The organism is Peptoniphilus genitalis, assembly GCF_023614525.1.
Taxonomy (GTDB): domain Bacteria; phylum Bacillota; class Clostridia; order Tissierellales; family Peptoniphilaceae; genus Peptoniphilus_A; species Peptoniphilus_A genitalis.
In genome coordinates this window covers 1,588,992-1,608,677 of record NZ_CP097885.1, presented here as the reverse complement: position 1 = coordinate 1,608,677, position 19,686 = coordinate 1,588,992, and the positions used below count along the sequence as shown (strand labels likewise).

At 34.7% G+C, this 19,686-nt stretch carries 19 protein-coding genes; 1 reads left to right on the top strand and 18 read right to left on the bottom strand.

The window, feature by feature from the left end:
• Positions 1-54: 54 nt before the first annotated feature.
• Both M9426_RS07750 and M9426_RS07745 read right to left on the bottom strand, forming a co-directional pair.
• Positions 55-834 (bottom strand): inositol monophosphatase family protein, encoded by a 780-nt coding sequence (locus M9426_RS07750; RefSeq protein WP_250341871.1) that lies wholly within the window; start codon positions 832-834, stop codon positions 55-57.
• Positions 835-844: 10 nt separating this feature from the next.
• Entirely contained in the window at positions 845-3,736 is a 2,892-nt protein-coding gene (locus M9426_RS07745; RefSeq protein ID WP_250341870.1) for an insulinase family protein, read from the bottom strand.
• Positions 3,737-3,834: 98 nt separating this feature from the next.
• On the opposite strand from M9426_RS07745, the gene M9426_RS07740 reads away from it, so the two are divergent.
• A complete protein-coding gene (locus M9426_RS07740; RefSeq protein ID WP_250341869.1) occupies positions 3,835-5,352 on the top strand; it encodes an oleate hydratase in 1,518 nt (505 codons plus the stop codon).
• Between the two features lie 261 nt (positions 5,353-5,613).
• Here M9426_RS07740 and tsaD read toward each other — a convergent pair whose 3' ends face one another.
• The 16 genes from tsaD to M9426_RS07660 all read right to left on the bottom strand — a co-directional run bounded on the left by tsaD (position 5,614) and on the right by M9426_RS07660 (position 19,685).
• A complete protein-coding gene (gene tsaD / locus M9426_RS07735; protein ID WP_250341868.1) occupies positions 5,614-6,612 on the bottom strand; it encodes a tRNA (adenosine(37)-N6)-threonylcarbamoyltransferase complex transferase subunit TsaD in 999 nt (332 codons plus the stop codon).
• A 4-nt stretch (positions 6,613-6,616) separates the two neighbouring features.
• On the bottom strand, positions 6,617-7,051 hold the full coding sequence (gene rimI, locus M9426_RS07730) for a ribosomal protein S18-alanine N-acetyltransferase (protein ID WP_250341867.1): 435 nt from the start codon (positions 7,049-7,051) through the stop codon (positions 6,617-6,619).
• On the bottom strand, positions 7,023-7,697 hold the full coding sequence (tsaB, locus tag M9426_RS07725; protein ID WP_250341866.1) for a tRNA (adenosine(37)-N6)-threonylcarbamoyltransferase complex dimerization subunit type 1 TsaB: 675 nt from the start codon (positions 7,695-7,697) through the stop codon (positions 7,023-7,025). The genes rimI and tsaB overlap by 29 nt, the downstream gene beginning before the upstream one ends.
• Positions 7,678-8,136 (bottom strand): tRNA (adenosine(37)-N6)-threonylcarbamoyltransferase complex ATPase subunit type 1 TsaE, encoded by a 459-nt coding sequence (tsaE, locus tag M9426_RS07720; RefSeq protein ID WP_250341865.1) that lies wholly within the window; start codon positions 8,134-8,136, stop codon positions 7,678-7,680. The genes tsaB and tsaE overlap by 20 nt, the downstream gene beginning before the upstream one ends.
• Entirely contained in the window at positions 8,120-8,653 is a 534-nt protein-coding gene (locus M9426_RS07715; protein ID WP_250341864.1) for a nitroreductase family protein, read from the bottom strand. The genes tsaE and M9426_RS07715 overlap by 17 nt, the downstream gene beginning before the upstream one ends.
• Positions 8,654-8,736: 83 nt before the next feature.
• Positions 8,737-10,980 carry a DUF3160 domain-containing protein gene (locus M9426_RS07710; protein WP_250341863.1) on the bottom strand — a complete coding sequence of 748 codons (2,244 nt, stop codon included), beginning with the start codon at positions 10,978-10,980 and terminating at the stop codon, positions 8,737-8,739.
• The gene (locus M9426_RS07705) at positions 10,971-11,576 is read right to left on the bottom strand and encodes a hypothetical protein (protein ID WP_250341862.1); all 606 of its coding nucleotides are present in this window, start codon (positions 11,574-11,576) and stop codon (positions 10,971-10,973) included. The genes M9426_RS07710 and M9426_RS07705 overlap by 10 nt, the downstream gene beginning before the upstream one ends.
• 454 nt (positions 11,577-12,030) lie before the next feature.
• Positions 12,031-14,106, bottom strand: a complete 2,076-nt coding sequence (locus M9426_RS07700) for a bifunctional 4-hydroxy-3-methylbut-2-enyl diphosphate reductase/30S ribosomal protein S1 (RefSeq protein WP_250341861.1) — start codon at positions 14,104-14,106, stop codon at positions 12,031-12,033.
• On the bottom strand, positions 14,091-14,681 hold the full coding sequence (locus M9426_RS07695) for a lysophospholipid acyltransferase family protein (RefSeq protein WP_250341860.1): 591 nt from the start codon (positions 14,679-14,681) through the stop codon (positions 14,091-14,093). Before M9426_RS07695 ends, M9426_RS07700 begins: the two co-directional genes overlap by 16 nt.
• Before the next feature lie 3 nt (positions 14,682-14,684).
• Entirely contained in the window at positions 14,685-15,305 is a 621-nt protein-coding gene (cmk, locus tag M9426_RS07690) for a (d)CMP kinase (RefSeq protein ID WP_250341859.1), read from the bottom strand.
• A gap of 84 nt (positions 15,306-15,389) precedes the next feature.
• Positions 15,390-16,580: a BaiN/RdsA family NAD(P)/FAD-dependent oxidoreductase gene (locus tag M9426_RS07685; protein ID WP_250341858.1), complete on the bottom strand. Its 1,191-nt coding sequence runs from the start codon at positions 16,578-16,580 to the stop codon at positions 15,390-15,392.
• Positions 16,577-17,131 (bottom strand): tRNA 5-(aminomethyl)-2-thiouridylate-methyltransferase MnmM, encoded by a 555-nt coding sequence (gene mnmM / locus M9426_RS07680; protein WP_250341857.1) that lies wholly within the window; start codon positions 17,129-17,131, stop codon positions 16,577-16,579. The genes M9426_RS07685 and mnmM overlap by 4 nt, the downstream gene beginning before the upstream one ends.
• Positions 17,128-17,835 (bottom strand): pseudouridine synthase, encoded by a 708-nt coding sequence (locus M9426_RS07675; protein WP_250341856.1) that lies wholly within the window; start codon positions 17,833-17,835, stop codon positions 17,128-17,130. The genes mnmM and M9426_RS07675 overlap by 4 nt, the downstream gene beginning before the upstream one ends.
• A complete protein-coding gene (scpB, locus tag M9426_RS07670) occupies positions 17,832-18,359 on the bottom strand; it encodes an SMC-Scp complex subunit ScpB (protein ID WP_005955854.1) in 528 nt (175 codons plus the stop codon). Before scpB ends, M9426_RS07675 begins: the two co-directional genes overlap by 4 nt.
• Positions 18,328-19,074 carry a segregation and condensation protein A gene (locus M9426_RS07665; protein ID WP_250341855.1) on the bottom strand — a complete coding sequence of 249 codons (747 nt, stop codon included), beginning with the start codon at positions 19,072-19,074 and terminating at the stop codon, positions 18,328-18,330. The genes scpB and M9426_RS07665 overlap by 32 nt, the downstream gene beginning before the upstream one ends.
• Positions 19,053-19,685, bottom strand: coding sequence for a site-2 protease family protein (locus M9426_RS07660; RefSeq protein ID WP_250341854.1), 633 nt, complete (start codon positions 19,683-19,685; stop codon positions 19,053-19,055). Before M9426_RS07660 ends, M9426_RS07665 begins: the two co-directional genes overlap by 22 nt.
• Position 19,686 lies beyond the last annotated feature (1 nt).

Here is a 19,686-nt window from a genome sequence, read left to right as displayed (position 1 = left end):
GAAATTTCATCCTGCCTTAAAAGTTTTTTGATCTTATAAATTTTATTTTTTAACTTAATAGGTAAATCTTTTTAATTCATCAACAATTTTTTTGGAGCCAGATATTATTCCGCCTCTTCTTTCTATCTTGACTTCTTCTCCATGCATATTGATGACTTGTCCGCCAGCTTCTCTAACTATTAAGGTCCCTGCTGCGTAGTCCCAAAGATTTAGGTCGTCTTCTATAAAGGCGTCGTACCTTCCGCAAGCCGAGTAGCACATCTCAAGGGCTGCAGTCCCAATTCTTCTTATGCCATTTGTATTCTCGTAAATAAATCTCATCATCTCAAAGGTCTCGTCAATTCTTCCCAATCTTCCTCCACCAGTTCCAACACCAATAAGAGAGTTGGCAAGTTCTTCGTTATGAGAAACTCTAATGACTTTACCATTTAGTCTTGAGCCCTGACCTTTTATTGCTGAAAAAAATTCATCTCTATAGGGTTCGTAAACTGCACCTATGACAATTTCTGATTTTTCAATCAGTGCCAAGCTAATAACTGAGTGTTGAAATCCATGGACTAAGTTGCTTGTTCCATCAACGGGATCAAGGACCCAAGTGTAGTCTTTTATCTCTGCACTTGACTTTCCCTTTTCTTCTGCCAAGAGGTTAGATCCTTCTATTAGTTTTAAAAGTTCTCCCTCTAAAACTTCTTGGACCTTGAAGTCGACTTCTGTTACAAAGTCATTCCTCCCCTTCATCTCAAAATTATTTTGTGGGTCTAAGTCAAAGAAAATTTTTGAAGCTTCCTTCATTAGCCTTTCAATTTCACTTAATATGTCTTCGTAATTAATCATAGTTCACCAATCACTTAATGGATTTTATTTCCTTAAAGAGGTCAGCCCCATCCCTAATTATGCTTTCACTACCAAAGGCAGCAAGGTAATTTATCTTCATGGCTTCATCAAAGAATTTTCCATAGGTATTTAATCTTTCCAAGTTTGTTTCAAGAGCTTCCTTCTTAGATTTTTCTAAGTCTTCTATTGTAAGTCCTGTTATAAATCTTGATAGGTTAATATCTCCAATTTGTTCTGGAGAAAGTAGTGGGTCAAAGGAGTTCATTGATCCAATGATAAAGTTCTTTAAGTCCTCATCTTCCATCTTTAAATTTTCTACAAAGTTTCCAATAGAGTCGTAAACCTTAACTGTGTTTTTTAAATTTGGATCCCTATAAGAGTAAGTCGCCATGTCGCCAGACCTTCCAATAGAAATACCTCCACCATAGGCTCCGCCCTTGGCCCTAATTTCGTTGTGAAGGAAGGATGAGTTTAAAATGTTTGCGAGTACTGTTAGGTCTCCACTGTATTTTAATCCCAAGTCTTCAAGGTCATAACCCTTTGATACGTAGACAACATTTGAAGTTGTATAAAGCCCCTCATTTTTATTTTCTCTTTTAAATTCATAATCTGCTGGCTTTATGTTTTTAACTTCTAAAGACTTAATATATTTTTCTAGCTCAGGCTTAAGTCTATCTAAATCAGCTAGGTTTCCTGTAGTTGTAATAATTAAGTTGTCTCTAACAAAAAGTTTTTCATAAATTTTTTCTGCTTCTTTTTCAAAATCTTCCCACTTATCTTCAAAGTTTTCAACAAAATCTCTCATGAACTTATAATAATTTAGTCCTCCAATGTGGGATTGAATGTCTGCAACTCTTGAATAGTAGGATTTTAAAATTGAAATTATAAATTGGTGGCCATTTTGTAACATTGTGGATTCAATTCTTGATTTTAAAATATTTAGAAGTTCCCTAACCCTCTTTTTGGAATCGAGGATTGACCTCTTCATTATTTCATCAATAATTTCAAGGCCTCGTCCAAACTTATCTGCAGTTGACTTCATCTTTATGTTCATCCTTAGGACATATTTTTCCTTGTCCTTTGCATCAACATATACAGCTGGGTTAAAGGAAATTCCACCAGTCGCCTTGTAAATTTCGTTATTTAATTCTTCATAAGTGTAATTTTCTGTATCAATTAGTCCAATTAATGAAAGTAGAAGGGACATTGTCTCCATCTCTCCTTTTTCTATAAAAGAGATGTCATGAGATAGACTTGTGTAGACAATTCCATTTGTCTCTTGATTTGATTTTAAATAAATCACATCTCCAATTTTGTCTTCTTCCACTGGGTAACGAGTTACTTTTTCGTCTATATCAGATAAGTCTAGGGAAGGAATTGTGTCCTTGTTTTCCTTTGAGTCTTCAGCATTTTGATAATCTTCAAGGTCTCTTGATTTTTTTACAATTTCATCAATTTCTTCCTCTGACATTTTTGCCTTGAGGTCTTCTAATTCTTTTCTTAAGGACTCTTCTTCCTTGTCATTTTTATTTAGCTCTGGTCTTGCAAGAAGATTTACAGAATACTCGTTGTCTATAAGTTTTTCCTTGATGTAATTTTCTACAAAACCATCATCAAGTTTTTCCTTAACTACTTCTAAAACATCGTTGTAGTAGAGGGCGTCAAGTGGTGATTGGTCGTAAAGCCATGAGTTTAGAGCCCTAATATAATAGATTATTGCCTTTTGAGTTCCTCCACCCTCTCTAAAGATAAATTCAAATTTATTTAAAGTTGCTTCAAGTAGGTCCTTGTCGATTCCCTCTTCAACAAGTTTTTCTAAAGTGTCCTTTAAAACTTTTAAAAATTCATCTTTCTTATCTGCGTCAGTATTTTTTAAAACTATTGATAGGTCTAGAGGAAGTGAAGATGAAGTTTCTGAATATACATCTTCAGCAAGACCTGCATCTAGAATTGCCTTTCTTAGTGGCCCTCCTTGAGCTTCAATTAAAAGTTCTGCCAAGAAGTCACGCATAAAGACATCCATCTTGGAGTCGGCATAACCAATTGTCCAACCCTTGGATAGGTAGTCAATCTTGTCCTTCATTTCTTCCTTTGATGCAGAAAATGTAATTTCCACATCCTTAGTTTCTTTTATTTCATCATTTAAGATAATTTCTGAATTGATTTCAGCCTTGTCAAAGTCTTGCAAATAATTTTTGTCAATGAAGTCTAAGGCTTCTTCCATATTTTGATTTCCATAAAGATAGATGTAGGAGTTTGATGGGTGGTAGTATTTTTGGTGATAGTCCTTAAATTCTTGGTAGCTTAGGCTAGGAATAAGTTTAGGATCTCCACCAGAGTCAACTCCATAGGATGAGTCCTCATGAAGGGCAAAGACCATGGCATCTGACACAATATTTTCTGATGAAGAGTAAACTCCCTTCATTTCGTTGTAGACAACTCCGTTGTATTTTAAGTCATCATCCTTGTCCTTTAATTCATAGTGCCAGCCCTCTTGAAGAAAGATTTTTTCTTCTTCATAAATTGCTGGATGGAAAACTGCATCAAGGTAAACGTCCATCAAGTTGTAAAAGTCCTTTTCATTTCTTGATGAAACTGGATAAATTGTCTTGTCTGGAAAAGTCATGGCATTTAAAAAAGTTTGTAGCGATGACTTAATTAGGTCCATAAAAGGCTCTTTAGTCTTAAACTTTCTTGAACCAGAAAGTACGCAGTGCTCAACGATATGACAGACACCATTGCCCCTTACAGGTGGCGTCCTAAATCCAATACCAAAGGCCTTGTTGTCGTCATTGTTTTCAAGAGTTAAGACTCTTGCTCCTGTCTTTATATGAGTATAGACCTTGCACTTAGATGCAACCTCGTCTATATATTTCTCTTCGATTAATTTATATTTATTCAAGTTAATCCCTCCAAGCTCCATTATACTTGTTAGAAAACAATTTAACAAACTAGAATTAAGTGGCTATATATTGGGTAAAGTCTACTTGAGGTGAAATTATGTCAAGAAAAGATGACATCAAAAAATTAGCTCTTGCAGCTGCAACAATTTCTGCAGCCATCCTTGCTGCAAAAAGAGTTTCTGATGACGAGGTAAAGGTCTTAATGCCAAATCGTGACGAAGGCTCTCTTGCATATTTATTAGGCGATGGTTTTGGCAACCTTGCTCTTGCCTATGGACTTATTAATCACGCAAACTTAGATCCAAAAAATATAAATATTTATACAAAGGGCTTTAATGAGTTTGCAAATATCTCTCACGGAGAAAATACTTATATAAACTTTGACAACAGATTTTCCCAATACAACTTTAAAAACACTTTTGAAATTTTAAAAAATATAATGACTGAAGAAGAAATTCTTGAATTAAATGAAAAGATGACAAAAAAAGAAAGTCCAAGAATAATGGACTTGTCAATGAATTCATCCTATGATGTTGATGAGCTTGATGAAGTTAGCAAGAAGAAAATCTACAAGTTAATGCTTTCTCCCCTTGATTTTGAAAGTGAATCAAGTATTGAGAAGTACTTTCTGTTTTCAGACTTTTTGAATTCAAATTTTTACTACTACTTAGCAAGCATCTACAACTTGAAAGCCACTTCTCCAGTTAGTGAATTAAAGGAAGCTCTTCTTGATTATATTGGCTCAGGCTCTTACTTCAGCTTGGACTCCAATATGATTTATGAAAGGTTACGAGGCTACTTGGAAGACCTGGGCGTTAAGTTTTTAGATGGTTACAAGTTCCTTGAATTTTCTTCTACCGAAACTCACGTGGATAAGCTTGTTTTTGAAAAAGATGAACATGTTGAAGAAGTTTACACAGATTTAAAGGATATTATTTCCATTGAATCCCCAACTTACTTGGACAATCTTTATCTTGGCAACACAGAAAGCGTGCCAGAGAATATTTTAAACACCTATTATTTTGGCAAAAAAATTTCTAGCAATAACATTTACAAGGAGATTCAAGGCAAGACTTCTGACTCAGGTATCTTATATGTGAACTTTGAATTCTCTGACCCAATCTTCACAGATAAAATTAAAAATAATTTAAGGGACAGTGACTTTTTTATTTTCAAGACTAAGTCTGGGATTTCTGCAAAGATTCTTGGCAATAGGATTATCCTAAAGGTCTTAAATCCCAACAAAAATTCAATTTTTATTGGCGATGTCTTTAAGGCCCTCAATGGCGAAGATTTTTTCTTCGAACTTATTAAACTCTTTGGACTTGAAGATGACTTTGGCGAGCTTAGGTTTAATTTAAAATCTGTTTCTATCTCTATGATGGAAAATTACAAAAAGCTCCCTGGAGAAGTTTACAAGAAAAACCTAAATCAAATTTCAAATTTAATTTTCCTTTCATCAAAGGCTTCTGACTTTGGCGAACTTTATTCTATTGAAAAGTTGGTAAAAAAGGGCATAAAAAGTGCCCACGAACTCATGGGCATTGACCACCTAGAAATTTTTGAAAATAGTCTTTCTAAGATGGAAATTTTAAAATTTATTAATTCTTTATAAAATTAAGTGCAGAAATGCACTTTTTTATTTTTTACTCCACAAGTTTTCATCAACTTGTAAAAAATTATGACTTCATAAAATCTTTTAACTTTATAAGAAGTAATAACTTCATAAAATCTTGTAACTTTATAAAAGTCTATAACTTCACATAAATTTACTTCTTTTTACAAAAGTATAAGCTTGTAAACTTTTACTACTAAATAAAAAAATCTAAGCCATGAAATATTTTTTATTCATAGACTTAGATTTTTAATAAATAACTTATTCCAAACCTAAATTTGGGTTTGCGAAATTTTCTTCATCAAGCTTGCCAGCCATGTATTCATAGTAGGCTGCTGAAGCAATCATAGCTGCGTTGTCTGTGCAAAGCTTGAGTTCAGGATAGAAGATTTTAATATCTTCTTCCTTGCCCCTTTCTTCAAAGGCTTCTCTTATCCTAGAATTTGCTGAAACTCCACCGCAAAGGACAATTTTATCCATACTCTTTTCTTTCGCAAGTCTAAAGGACTTTTCAAGTAGGACATCAACAACTGCCTCTTGGAAGGACTTACAAACATCTTCTTTAACAATTTCTTCTCCACGAAGCTTAGTTGAGTTTAAATAATTTAGGACTGCAGTCTTAAGTCCTGAAAAAGAAAAGTTGTAATTGTCTTCCTTGATCATAACTCTTGGGAAGTCTATGGTCTCCTTGCCTTCCTTGGCAAGCTTATCCACTATAGGTCCACCTGGGTAACCAATGCCCATGGCCCTAGCAACCTTGTCAAAGGCTTCTCCCACTGCATCGTCAACAGTCCTTCCATGAAGTGTAAAGTCAACATAGTCTTTGACTTCGATTAAATAAGTGTGACCACCAGAAATTATTAAACCAATAAAGGGTGGTTCCAATTCTTTAAAGGAAATATAGTTTGCACAAACGTGTCCCACTATGTGGTTAACTCCAACAAAGGGCTTATTAGTTGCAAGGGCAAGAGTCTTTCCTGCACTTAGACCAACTAGAAGGGCCCCAATAAGTCCCGGTCCCTTTGTGGCTGCAATAATATCTATATCCTTAAGATCCACACCTGCTTCATCAAGTCCTTCTTTTAATACTGTGTTAATTGCCTCAACGTGTTGTCTCGATGCAATCTCAGGCACTACTCCACCAAATTTTTTGTGTGTATCAATTTGTGATGCAATTACATTGGAATAAACTTTTCGTCCGTCTTCAACTACAGCAACGGAAGTTTCGTCGCAAGAGGATTCCACTGCTAAAACTTTCATCTCATCACTCCCTCCACATTATATAGGCATCCCTGTCGATGCCATAATAATTTTTTCTCATTCCTTGGATAATAAATCCAAACTTTTTATACAAATTAAAGGCAACCCTATTTGAGTTTTCAACTTCTAGGGTTATCTTGTAGGATCCCTTGTCTGCAAGATCTATAAGACCTTCAAAGAGGTCATTTGCAAATTTTTGCCCACGATACTTCTTCCCAACAGCAACATTCCCTATGTGGATCTCATCATAAATCCTCATAAAAGAAATGAAACCTCCTAAGTCGCCATCAGTTTCTACAACTAAAATATCTGATAGTTCATCAAAAACTATGGCGTTCTCAATAGATTTTTTTGACCAGGGGTTCTCGAAGTTCTCGACTTCAAGGTCGTGAATCCTATCTATATCAGACTTATTTGCCAGTCTCGTGATTCTTTTCATACTGGGCCTCTGCCTGTGATAATTTTAAATAATTTGGGACAAGATTAAAGACATCTGCAGGTCCCTTCTTTTTAAATTCTATTAGACCTAGCCTTGCAATATTTGTCCCCCTCATTCCCTTGTTCTTGGATAATTTCCCTTGGGGGATTTCTCCCAAAAACTTTTCTGCATCAAGCCCCACAAGAGTGACCTCATCATACTTGTTTAAGTCTTCCTTAAATTTTTCAAAGGGCAAGAGAGAGTCTTCGAATAGAACTTCTGGCTCTTCTTTATTATCAATTATAGATCCGTAGACATTTCCACGTCTTGCATCAACAATAGTTGCTACCTTGCCGTAGTCTGACATCCCATTGGCAATAAGAGATGAAACTCCAACTAAGTCCTTATTAAGTGAAAATGCCAAGACCTTGGCAATAGTGATTCCAATCCTAAGTCCCGTAAAGGATCCTGGTCCTATGCCAACAGCAATTAAGTCAATGTCATCTAAAGAAAATTCAAATTTTTTGAAAATCTCTTCAATCATATCTGTCACAGATTCTGAATGAGAAACGCGACCTCTTAAGTTGTATTCAGCTAGGACCTCATCATCTTCAATTAGTCCAATAGCAGTTGTCCTTGTGGAAGTATCAATTCCCAAAACTTTCATCTAATTTCTCCTTCAATTTATCAAATCTATTTCCAAGATAATTTATCTCTAGGTCCCTCTTATCATCATGGGACTTAATATTTATCTCCATGTATTCCTCTGGCAGGGCATCCCTAATTTTTTCTGCCCACTCAACTATAGTAACTCCATCAGAATAAAAATATTCATCAAAGCCAAGATAGTCCACATCAATTTTCTCATCTAACCTATAGGTGTCGATGTGGTAAAGGTCAGTCTTGCCATAATATTCATTAACGATTGTAAAGGTTGGACTAGTAACATAGTCATCGATCCCAAGTCCCTTGGCAATAGATTTAGTTAGGGTTGTCTTACCTGATCCCAAGTCACCATTGAGGCAGACAACATCTCCTGGATTTAAGTTTTCTCCAAGAAAGATTCCAAATTTTTCTGTTTCATTTAAATTATTTAAGCTTATCATGTAAATCCTCAAATACATTTTCAGAATATTCAAAGGGAACTTTCTCTGACTTTTCTTCTGCTGGATGACCTATGCCTATTATGCACTCAACATCAAACTTGTCTTCAAGGTCAAAGAACTTGTGCAAGAAGTCTTGGGAAGAAATTCCACTTTCGTGCTTGGCATCAACAACATTTGCCCAAGTTGCTCCAAGGTCCAAGTCAGCAGCAGCAAGTAAAATATATGTTGCAGCAATAGATGCATCTTGGTGGTTGGTGTTTGGTGCAACCTCACTATCTGTTACAACAGCAATAGCCACATCAGCACCGGCCAAGAACTTGGCACTGTTTACCTTGTAATTGGAAAGCTCTTCCAATCTTTTTTTATCTCTAATAATTATATATCTAACTGGGTTTCTGTTTTTTGCCGTTGGGGCATGAAGTGCAATAGTTAAGATTTCTCTCAAGTCTTCTTCAGAAACTTTTTCATCAGTAAATTTTCTTATACTTCTTCTCTTTTCAACTAAATCTAAAAGCATATCATCACCTCAAAGTATTATAACACATAGTAATTTCAAATTTAAAAATTTGCAAGAAAAAAAGAGGGGCTAGCCCTCTTTAACTACTCTTTATACATGCTTTCTTCATAATCTGGTCCATAACTATGAAATTCTATTGCTTTCTTTTCTTCTGTCACAAGGTCCTTATACCATTTTGGAAAATCTCTTGCATCATTGTAAACCATCTTTTGCCAATCTTCGTCAGTAAGTCTTTCCTTATTTAGAAATTCGTAATAAGAGAAGGTTCCTCCCCTGCCCATGTAAAGTTTATCTTGGTGAGGATAGATTACAAAAATTTCCATTGGCTTACCTGTTCCTATGTGAGAGATTTCGTCTTTAGGAAGACCCACGCTGTTCTCAACTACTCTCATTAGGTCAACTACTACTGGCATCCTCCTGTCAGTTGCATTTTGGATTTCATACCAATAAGAAATATTATTTTCATCAGAAGATTCAACGAAGTCAACCATTATTCTTTCCATTTCTCCACCAATGTTAAGTAAATCAATAATTTCTTCTTCAGTAAGAGGCTCATTTTGAAGTTCCTTAATAGAGATATCTCTAAACTTTACAACCATGGCTTGGAAGTTATTTAATTTTTCTTCATACTTTTCACTTAACATGTCTCGATTTTTTAAATTGACCTTTGTAAACTCAAGAAGCCAATTTAATTTTTCATAAAGCTCAACATTTGGTTCAACGTAGGATTTTGGGATTTCAAAATCTCCTCCGCCACCCATTTCAGCCATGACTGCCTTGCCATAGAGCACTGTGTCGTGTTTTAGTTCTGCAAAAGAACCAAGGGCAGATACTAGGTCCTTTCTTTCCCAAGCATCATTTTTCATAAACATTGGATAGCCCTCTCCAAATTTTTGATCATAGGACTTTAGCATCCAAAGCCAACCACGATACATATTTTTTTGCCAGTCTAAATCTTCCATCTTCTTCACAATAGAAATATTTTCGTCAGTTCTTTCCTTGTACTTATCCCAGTGAGAATTGTAAGGATCCTTATCTAATATTTCTCTCGCCTTTTCATTTCCAAAGGAAGCCATAAGGTCTAGGCCAGAATAAATTGGCCTATCAGATGGGTGGTTTGGACCTGCAATATCCACAACATTTTGCATCAATACGCTATCCATTACAGCTCTTTGTGGCATATACCTAAAGGACTTGCCCATAAAACCTGCAACTTGTGGATCTGGATAGGACTTCAAGACTGTGTAAACTTTGCTTAAATTTTTATTATCATCTAGTTTGTTAATATCAAAATCTTTTCCGTAAACACCATAAAGAGTCCTTGCAAATTCTCTTATAGAAAGGTCATCAGCAGACTCCACCATAAAGTCAATTGGCTCAACTAAATCTTCCCAAGTTTTTAAAATTTCAGGATTTTTATAAATTGAATGAGTTAAAAGTAGTCCTTGCAAAACACTGTCTTCATCAGGCTTTCCTTCATTCTCTATAAAAAGTCCAACTTGACCAAAGTACATTGTGCCTGAGAAATATTTTTTTAATTCTTCACTTCTAGTGTAGTGGCCCCTAGGTTTAAGTTGTGAAAAATCTACATCTCTTCCACTTATAGCTGAAGAAGTAATTTCTTCTGAGCTTGCTTTTTTTATCTCTTCTTCATAAATCTTCTTAGCTTCTTCAGGTAAATTTTCAGGCTCACTTCCCAAAAGCTTAAGTCCAGTGGCTATAAAGGCAATATTTCTATTTTGAATTTCTTTTAATTTTTCATTTTTTATTTCACTTAAAAGATTTATATTTTCTGCAAGCAAGTTTTTATTTAGTTCAAGAGATTTTGGATAGAGCTCATCCTTTTCCAAATTTCTCAAAAATCCATCGTAAAAAATGTGGAAGATGTGAGTTACTGAATCAGTTGTGACAAAACTTGCTAAGATTTTATATTCGTTGTCTTCATAAATTTGGTGAATTTGGTCGAATTCATAATTCCATGGATCTTCACTGTATTTATTGTTTTCTAAATTTTTTGGCTTAGTAATTACGAATCCATTTTTTATTAGCATTTCTTTTTGTTTTTGAGTAAAATCTCCAAATTCAGAAAAATTTACTACATTGGAAAAATCTTCAGCAATCTTATAATCTTTAAGGCTTGGTGTGAATTCGGAAAGCTTGTAATCAATATAAGTGGTTTTATTTTCCATTTCATCTAAAAATTTTGTGTCTTGAAGTTCAATCTTTGCAGCTTCCTTTTCTGGCAAGACTCCCTTATCATTTTTACAGCCAGCCAAAAGCAAAAGCGCTACAAGTGACGTTAAAATTATTTTCTTCTTTACTTCCATTTTACTTCATCTCCTTCTAAATATAATTCTCTCTCGCTTCCATCTATCTCAACTTTTTTCTCCTTGTTTAAAAATTTTGGCTGGTCTTTTAAGACTTCACTCCCATGATTTCTTTCGACAGCAAAATTAGTCCAGTCATATACACCAAATAAATAATTGCCATCAAGGTTTTTTTCTATGGAAATAATTTCGTCATAACCATCCCCATCAAGGTCGCACAAGTTAAAATCTGTAATGGGATTGTATAATCTTGAAATTCTAAGTTTTGGTCTTAGCTTTTTGTTTTTAAGGTCAATGTTATATAAGAAGCACCTCCTGTCAAATTTTTGATCAAAGGGCGTCTTTTTATAAACGCCAAGTGCAAGCTCCATCTCACCTCCATCCACATTACAAAAATCAAGCTTCCAAGGTCTTATGTCACTTACATCAATAGAAAATTCTCTGTCCCTATTTTTAATTTTTAATTCACTTCCATATTCCCCATCAAGAGAAATAATTTCTGCAGAAAGATTATTATGGACTGCCTTGTCTAAAATTTTAGCTTCGCTACTCCTGCAGCCTGTCAAAAAAATAAGTAAAAAAATTATGTATCTCATAAGACCATTATAACATTTAATTTAACAATTTATTTGTCTAACGTGTTATTTTATAAATTTTTATAAACCTAGCTCATAATTTTTTAGTTCTTCAAGGAGATAGCTTCTGAAAATTTTAAATTAAAGATGAAAAAATTTTTTCACTTACGAGGCATAAAAAATATGGCTCAGTCTCCTAAGCCATATTGTAAATTAAATCAGAAAAACTTTTTGCCAATAAACTTGATGGCATTAGAAGACCAATAAGTAAGAGCACAATCAAAGTTAATCTTTTCTTATTCATAATTACCTCCTTATATACTTTATTTGATTATATCATAGAAGCAAAGGTTTTCAAGTGATATGACAATTATAAATATTTTTAAAACTTTTTAATTGCCTTTTCAGTTTTTTTGCAAGAAAAAAGAGACCCGGCTTGCGAGTCTCTTGATATTTAAAATTCAAATAAGAATTATTATTCTTGATCTGTATTTTCTTCATCAACTAGATCAGCATCAAGATTTGCATCTGAGAAGTTAAGTCCTAGCATTTCTCCAATAGTCATGTTGAAGTCATCTTGTTTAGGTTCTTCAATTTTCTTTTCTCTCTTTGGAGCTTTTCTTTCTCTTCTAGGTTTTCTTTCCTTTGGTTTTGCTTCTTCGCCTTCTTCTTTTTCTTCAGGTTCAATTAGAGCCTTGATTGAAAGAGAAATCTTTTGATTTTCTTCATCAATGTCAGTTACCTTAACTGTAACTTCTTCACCAATAGAAAGTTTATCTTGTGGTTTTTCAACGTGTTCTCTTGAGATTTGAGAAACGTGAAGTAGACCATCAACGCCTTGTTCAAGTCTTACGAAAGCACCGAAGTCAAGAAGGTTTACAACCTTACCCTTAACAACGTCGCCAACTTTAACTTCATTAGTAAATACATCCCATGGTTTTTCCATAGTTTGTTTTAGTCCAAGTGCGATTCTATTCTTTTCTTTATCTACATTAAGAACTTGTACCTTAACTACATCTCCAGGTGCTACTACATCTGAAGGGTGTTTAACTCTGTTCCAAGAAAGTTCAGAGATATGGATAAGTCCATCTACTCCTCCAACATCTACGAATGCACCAAAGTTAGTTAATCTTTGTACAGTTCCTTCGATAATGTCTCCTTCTTTAAGCTTGTCATATACTTCGTCACGAACCTTGTCTAATTCTTCTTGAAGTACATTCTTTCTTGAAAGAACAATTCTTCTCTTTCTCTTATCAAAGTCGATAATTTCAGTTTCGAATTCTTCTCCAATGAATTTGCTTAAATCTTTTTGGAATCTAACAGAAACATGAGATGCAGGTATAAATGCATTAAGTCCTCTGAAATCTGCAGTTAGTCCACCTTTAACTTGGTTCTTAACAGTTACTTTTATGTTTTCTTTGTTGTTATAAAGTTCTTCAACTTCATCCCAAACCTTCATGTCAGCAACTCTTTTTGTTGAAAGAACAACATTGCCGTCTCCATCGTCCATCTTTAGAACGTAAACGTCAATTTCTTGACCTTGTTCATAAAGATCTTGAGGATTTACATCAGGTCCTCCTGCAAGTTCATCTCTTGAAATGATACCATCTGATCTGTATCCAAGATTTACCATTACTTCTGAATCAGTTATATATAAAACTTCTCCAGTTACTACTTCACCACGTCTAATTCTTTTAAAAGAATTTTCGATGGCTTCCATCATCTCACCTTTGTCAAAATTTTCCATCCTACTAACAGCCTCCTTGATTACCGATTCCGGTGTGGATGCTCCGGCGGTAATACCTATTTTATTAAATTTTTTAAATATATTTAAATCAATATCTCTAATGGACTGAATTAAAAATACATTTTTACAATTTAATTTTGCAATTTCTGCAAGTTTTTTTGTGTTTGAAGATTTTTTGCCGCCTAAAACAATTAGGGCGTCAACTTTTTTCGATAAATATCTAACACTCTCTTGTCTCTCGAAAGTTGCATTACATATAGTATTATAAACTAAAACTTCATCTTTTGAAATATCTTTTATAAGATTTGTTGCTTTTTCGAAAAAATCTACCTTGTTTGTAGTTTGTGAGACTATAACTATCTTTCCCTCTGGAATTTTTATATCTTCCAAATTGGAAATAATTGTTGCAGAGTCATTGCATCGAGAATTAATTCCCACCACCTCAGGGTGTTCTTCATTCCCAACAATTACTACATTATAACCTTTTTTATAGAAATTATCTACTATATTATAAACTTTTTCTACCTTAGGGCAGACACAATTTATTATTTCATTATTTTTTTCTTCTAGATCATCTAAAATCTTTTTATGGACTCCGTGACTTCTTATTATAACCTTTGAGTCTTCTACATTTGTCTTGTCAATTGTCACTACTCCCAAGTCAGCAAGTTCCTTTACAACTCTTTCGTTGTGAACAAGATCTCCATAGGAGTAGACTCCCTCATCTGCATTATCAAAGGCCATCTTAACAGCTCTTTTTACTCCGCCACAAAATCCATACTTGTCAGCTACAATAATTTCCATTTAACTTCATCACCATACACTATTCTCATTATGTCTTGGGAAATATTTTCAAGTTCTTCTGGAGAATATTTTATTTCCTTATTAATCATTACAGGCTTCCTAAAGTGAATCCTAGTCTTCCTAAAGGGTTTGTAGTCTCCCTCAATATAAACTGGAAGGACTCTCGAGTTTGTCTTTTGTGCAATTAGGGCAATGCCTGATTTTATTCTACTGTAGTCAACTTCCTTCATCCTAGTTCCTTCAGGAAAAATTCCTAGGACCTTTTCATTTTTCAAAATTTTTAGTGCCTTCTTTATGGCTGCCAGGTCATTACCCTCCCTATCAATGGGAAAGGCTCCCAGCTTAGATAGGAATCCACCTATTAATTTATTTTTAAAGAGTTCCTTCTTTGCCATCCAAAAAATTTGTCTATCAAAAACTGCCGATATGGCTACAGGATCTAGGTTGCACTTGTGGTTGCCACAAACTATTAATCTTTCACTATCTTGTGGAATGTTTTCACTTCCTAAGACCTCAATTCTATAAATGTGTCTTATGAAAAATCCCACAAAATTTCTAACAGCAAAATAAAACATAAATCACCTTTTTATATAAGATATTATTTTTTCAATTGTCTCTTCAGCATTTAAGTCTGTACTGTCAATTAATATTGCATCTTCTGTTTGAATTAGGGGAGAGTTTGCTCTGTGAGAGTCATTGTAGTCTCTCACCTTTAAGTCCTCTAATATTTCCTCAAAGCTAACCTTGTCGTCATCAATTTGCTTGTATCTTCTCATGGCACGAGTCTCTACATCAGCAGTTAAGAAAAATTTGTACTCAGCATCCTTTAGGACAACTGATCCAATGTCTCTTCCCTCCATGACAACGTCCTTGTCAGATGCAATTTCTCTTTGCATCTTCACAAGATAGTCCCTAATGATTTTCTTCTTGGACATCTCTGAAGTCTTGTTGGAAATTTCATTTTCTCTTATTTCCTTTGAGACATCTCTTCCATCAAGAAATATTTTATCTCCATCAAAAGATATTTTTGTATTTTTAAGAATTTCTTCGTAAGAAGATTCATCTTCCTTTAAAAGTTTAAGGGTGATTGCCCTATACATTGCTCCTGTATCCACGTATAGGACGCCAAGTCTCTTTGCAATTTCCTTTGCAAGGGAACTTTTACCAGAGCCTGCTGGTCCATCTATTGCAATTTTCATTTTTACCTCCAAAAAAAATCACTACTTTCTGTAGTGACTCTTATCATTATTTATTATATTTTATTTTTGAAAATAAGTAAAGGCTTAGAGATTGATGCCGCAGGAGTAACCAGTTGAGTTTGCAACTTGAATATTATATCCGCCAGTTAGTCCATCAACATCTATGACTTCGCCAATAAAGTATAGGCCTTTAACAAGCTTTGACTCCATAGTCTTTGGGTCAAGATCTTTGACGTCGATTCCACCACTAGTTACTATTGCCCTGTTGATGTCGTCTAAGCTATCAAATCTTAATTTAAAATTTTTAATTGTTTTAACAAGCCCTTCTCTCTCTTCTTTCGTAATTTGATTTACCTTCTTGTCACCGTAAGTTTTTGCTTCATCAAGAACATAAGGAATCAAATCTCTTGGAAGGAGATTTTTCATAACATTTTCTAAATTTTTATTTTGGTTTTCATCAAAGTCTCTCAAGATTCTCTTGTCTAACTTGTCACTCGTAAGCGCAGGCTTTAAGTCCAAGTATAGATCAAAGTCCTCCGTCCTATTAATTTTACTTGAAGTTGTGAGGACAATTGGACCAGATATTCCCCTGTGAGTGAAGAGCATTTCCCCAAACTCTCTTGAGATAACTTTCTTATCTTTTTCAACTCTTAACTCAACATTCTTTAGGCTAAGACCTGCCAAGTCAAAATTATTTGAAAGGTTAATACCAATTAGCCCTGGCTTAGGCTCAACGAGCTTGTGACCAAATTCTTTTCCAAACCTATAGCCGTCCCCAGTGGAACCCGTGAGTTTATAAGAAACCCCTCCCGTTGCAATGACAAGTTTATCAAATTTTTCATTGTCATTTAAGATGAAGACCTCTCCATCTTTTTTTATAGACCTCACTTCTGTATTAAGTCTCACTTCAACGCCCACTTGTCTTAACTTTTTTTCGTAGGTCCTTATAACATCTGATGACTTATCACTTGCTGGGAAGACCCTGTCTCCTCTCTCAACCTTTAGGGGTAGACCTAGGTCTTCAAAGTAATAGTAAGTTGTGAAGGGAGAAAAAGAATAGATTGACGAGAACATAAAGGAAGGGTTCCTCACAAGATTTTTCATAAATTCTTTCTCGTCTACATAGTTTGTTAAGTTGCACCTTCCCTTGCCTGTTATAAATAATTTTTTCCCAAGCTTTTCATTTTTTTCAAAGAGGACAACTTCATGATTTTCTCCTGCCTTAATGGCACACATCATGCCAGCAGGTCCTCCTCCTATAATTCCTATTCTCATCTCGTCACCTTCTTCTCAATTAAGTAAACAATGGGTGGATTGTGTTCTTGATTATAAAATTCTCTCTTCTCTACCTTAAAGATTTTTTGATCAAGAGACTTTAGGAATTCATCCACACCTTCTCTCTCTTCAAGAGAGTTTTCGTGACCCAGGTATGAAACCACAATTATTATTCCAGCTTCATTTATTTTTTCTGTGGCTTTTTTTAAAGACTCAAGAGTTGACTCCCTTAAGGTTGTAATTTTTTTATCAGACCCTGGCAAAAAACCAAGATTATAAATAACAAGGTCAAAACTTTCAAGCCTGTCTATGTTTGCGTGAGAATCTAAAAATAATTCATAATTGTCATAGGCTTTTAACAAGTCTCTTGCCTTACTTAAGGCCTCTTCTTGGACATCAAAACCATAGACAAATCCATCTTTGCCAACAGCCTTTAAGAGTTTTAAGGTATCATTGCCCTTGCCCACAGTTGCATCAACTGCAATTTTTCCTAAAAAATTATGAGATAGGGCTTCATCCACTATCTCAAAATACTTTTCCTTTACTATCATTTTAATCCCTTTAGATACTTAACTTCTTTTTCACTAAGATATCTGTAGTTCCCTGGTTCAAGGTCTAAGAGTTGAATTTCCCCCATGGAAATTCTCTTTAGCTTCTTAACCTTGTGGCCAATGTAATCAAACATCCTCTTCACTTGATGGTTTTGTCCTTCAAAAATTTCAATTTCTATAATAGAATCTTGTTTAAAGGATTTTAAAATCTTTACATTTGCTGGAGAAGTTTTTAAGTCCCTAATGTTAAGTCCCTCTCTCAAGATAGAAAGCTCGCGAGCATTAGGAGTTCCATCAACAGTTACAATATATTTTTTCCCAATTTTATATCTTGGGTGCATCATAATATTAGCAAGTTGACCATCATTTGTAAGAAAGACTAGACCTGTTGTGTCAATGTCAAGTCTTCCCACTGGATAGACCCTGTAGTCATCTGGCACAAGGTCTGTTACTGTTGGCCTATCCTTTTCATCAGATGCAGATGTTACAACTCCAATGGGTTTATTTAAAATCATATAAACTTTTTTGCCTTCAAGTGTTAGCCTTTTTCCATCAAGGTAGACCCTGTCAACATTGGGATCAATTTTTGTTCCAAGTTCTGTCACTAGCTTGTCGTTGACCTTAACAAGTCCTTCCTTTATAAACTCTTCGCACTTTCTTCTCGATGCAGCTCCACAGTGAGCCATGTATTTTTGTAATCTCAATTAGATTCCTCCTCTAATTCCTTTAAGTCAGGCAGCTCTTCCAAGTTTTCCATGCCAAATTTTTGTAAAAATTTTTCTGTTGTGGAATAAAGATTAGGATGACCAATCCTATCTAATTTGCCAGAAACTTCTATTAAATCAAAATCCAAAAGTCCCTTAATAGTTGAGTCGCAATTAACTCCCCTTAGTTCCTCTACCTCTAACTTTGTCACTGGCTGCTTGTAGGCAATAATAGAAAGAGTTTCAAGGGCAGGTTTTGAAAGATTTTTTTCATTTTTTTCTTGGATCAAATTTTTTAAATAGGGTTCATTTTCTTGCTTAGTTCCCAGTTGAAACTTCCCATCAACTTCCCTAAGTCTTAGTCCTGACGTTTCATTTTTATAATTTTCCTTCATCTCTAAGAGGATTTCCCTTGCGTAGTCCTTCCTAAGTTCTAAGCTTGATGCAAGGTCCTCTAAACTTATGGGGTCGCCCCAGATGAAAAGAATTGATTCAATTATTGATTTCAGCCTGTTCCTGTCCATTGTATTCTCTCTCTTTAATTAAAATATCTGCAAAATTATCGCTTTGTTCTGCAAGGATGTACTCGTTCTTAATTAGTTCCAACATGCCCAAAAAATAAGTTATGACATCCACCTTGTAAACTATATCTACTAAGAGTTCGCTAAATTTTATTTCCTTATTCTTGTGAAGGGCAAGTTTAATCTTTCTGGCAGCATCTTCAACCTTGAAGTACTCCCTTTCAATCCCAACTACTTCCTTGTCCTTGTATCTTTTTAAGATGTTAAAAAAGGCAAGAGAAAGCTTATCCACGTTAGAATCCTTTAAGAAGTCTATTTCGTTCATGGAAAAAATTTCTGTCCTAAGCTTGTAAAAGGACTTAGACTCATACTCTTCTTGAACTTTTAAAATTTCTGAAGCTTCCTTGTACCTCTTATACTCCAAGAGACTTTCCACCAAGTCCTGCCTTGGGTCTTCTTCCTCTTCGACCTCTTCATCTAGGTCCTCCTTCTTAGGTAGAAGCATCTTGGACTTTATCTCTAAAAGAGTTGAAGCCATTAAAATAAAATCTGAAGTGAGAGTTAGGTTTAACTTCTTCATGTTCTCAATGTATTTTAAAAATTCTTCAGTAATTTTAAAAATTGGTATGTCGTAAATATCTATTTCATTTTCTTTTATTAAATCTAAAAGAAGATCCATTGGACCTTCATAAGTTTTTAAAACAATATTGTATTCCATAAATTAATTCCCAAAGAAATAATTCCATTGATTATTCCATAGACAATTGGCCCAATAAATTTGTCAACAAGTCCAGAAAAAATCATTATGACTAATACAAAGTAAAAATATTTTTCGTACCTATAAAACTTGTATTCCAAATTTTCTGGCAAAAATGTCGCCAAGACCTTTGACCCATCAAGTGGTGGAAGGGGCACAAGGTTAAAGACGCCAAGCATAATATTGTACCAAAAGATTGATGTGAAAAGTGGCACCAAGGCAGATGACTTGTAGTTTAAGTAAACTAAAATTATCCCTGATATAAGTCCAAGTACAAAGTTAGTAAAGACTCCTGCAAGAGAAACTAAAAGTGATGCGACTTTTCTATTTCCCTTAAACCTATAAGGGTTAATAGGCACAGCCTTTGCCCAACCAAACCTAAAAATGACCATAGAAATTAAACCCACAGGGTCAATGTGATGCAGTGGGTTTAAGCTAAGTCTTCCGTCATCCTTTGCAGTTGTATCTCCACAGAGATAGGCCACATAGCCGTGAGCTATCTCGTGAGGAATTATTGCCACCATTAGGGCAATAATGTTTATTAATATTGATACAATATCTAAGTTATTCATT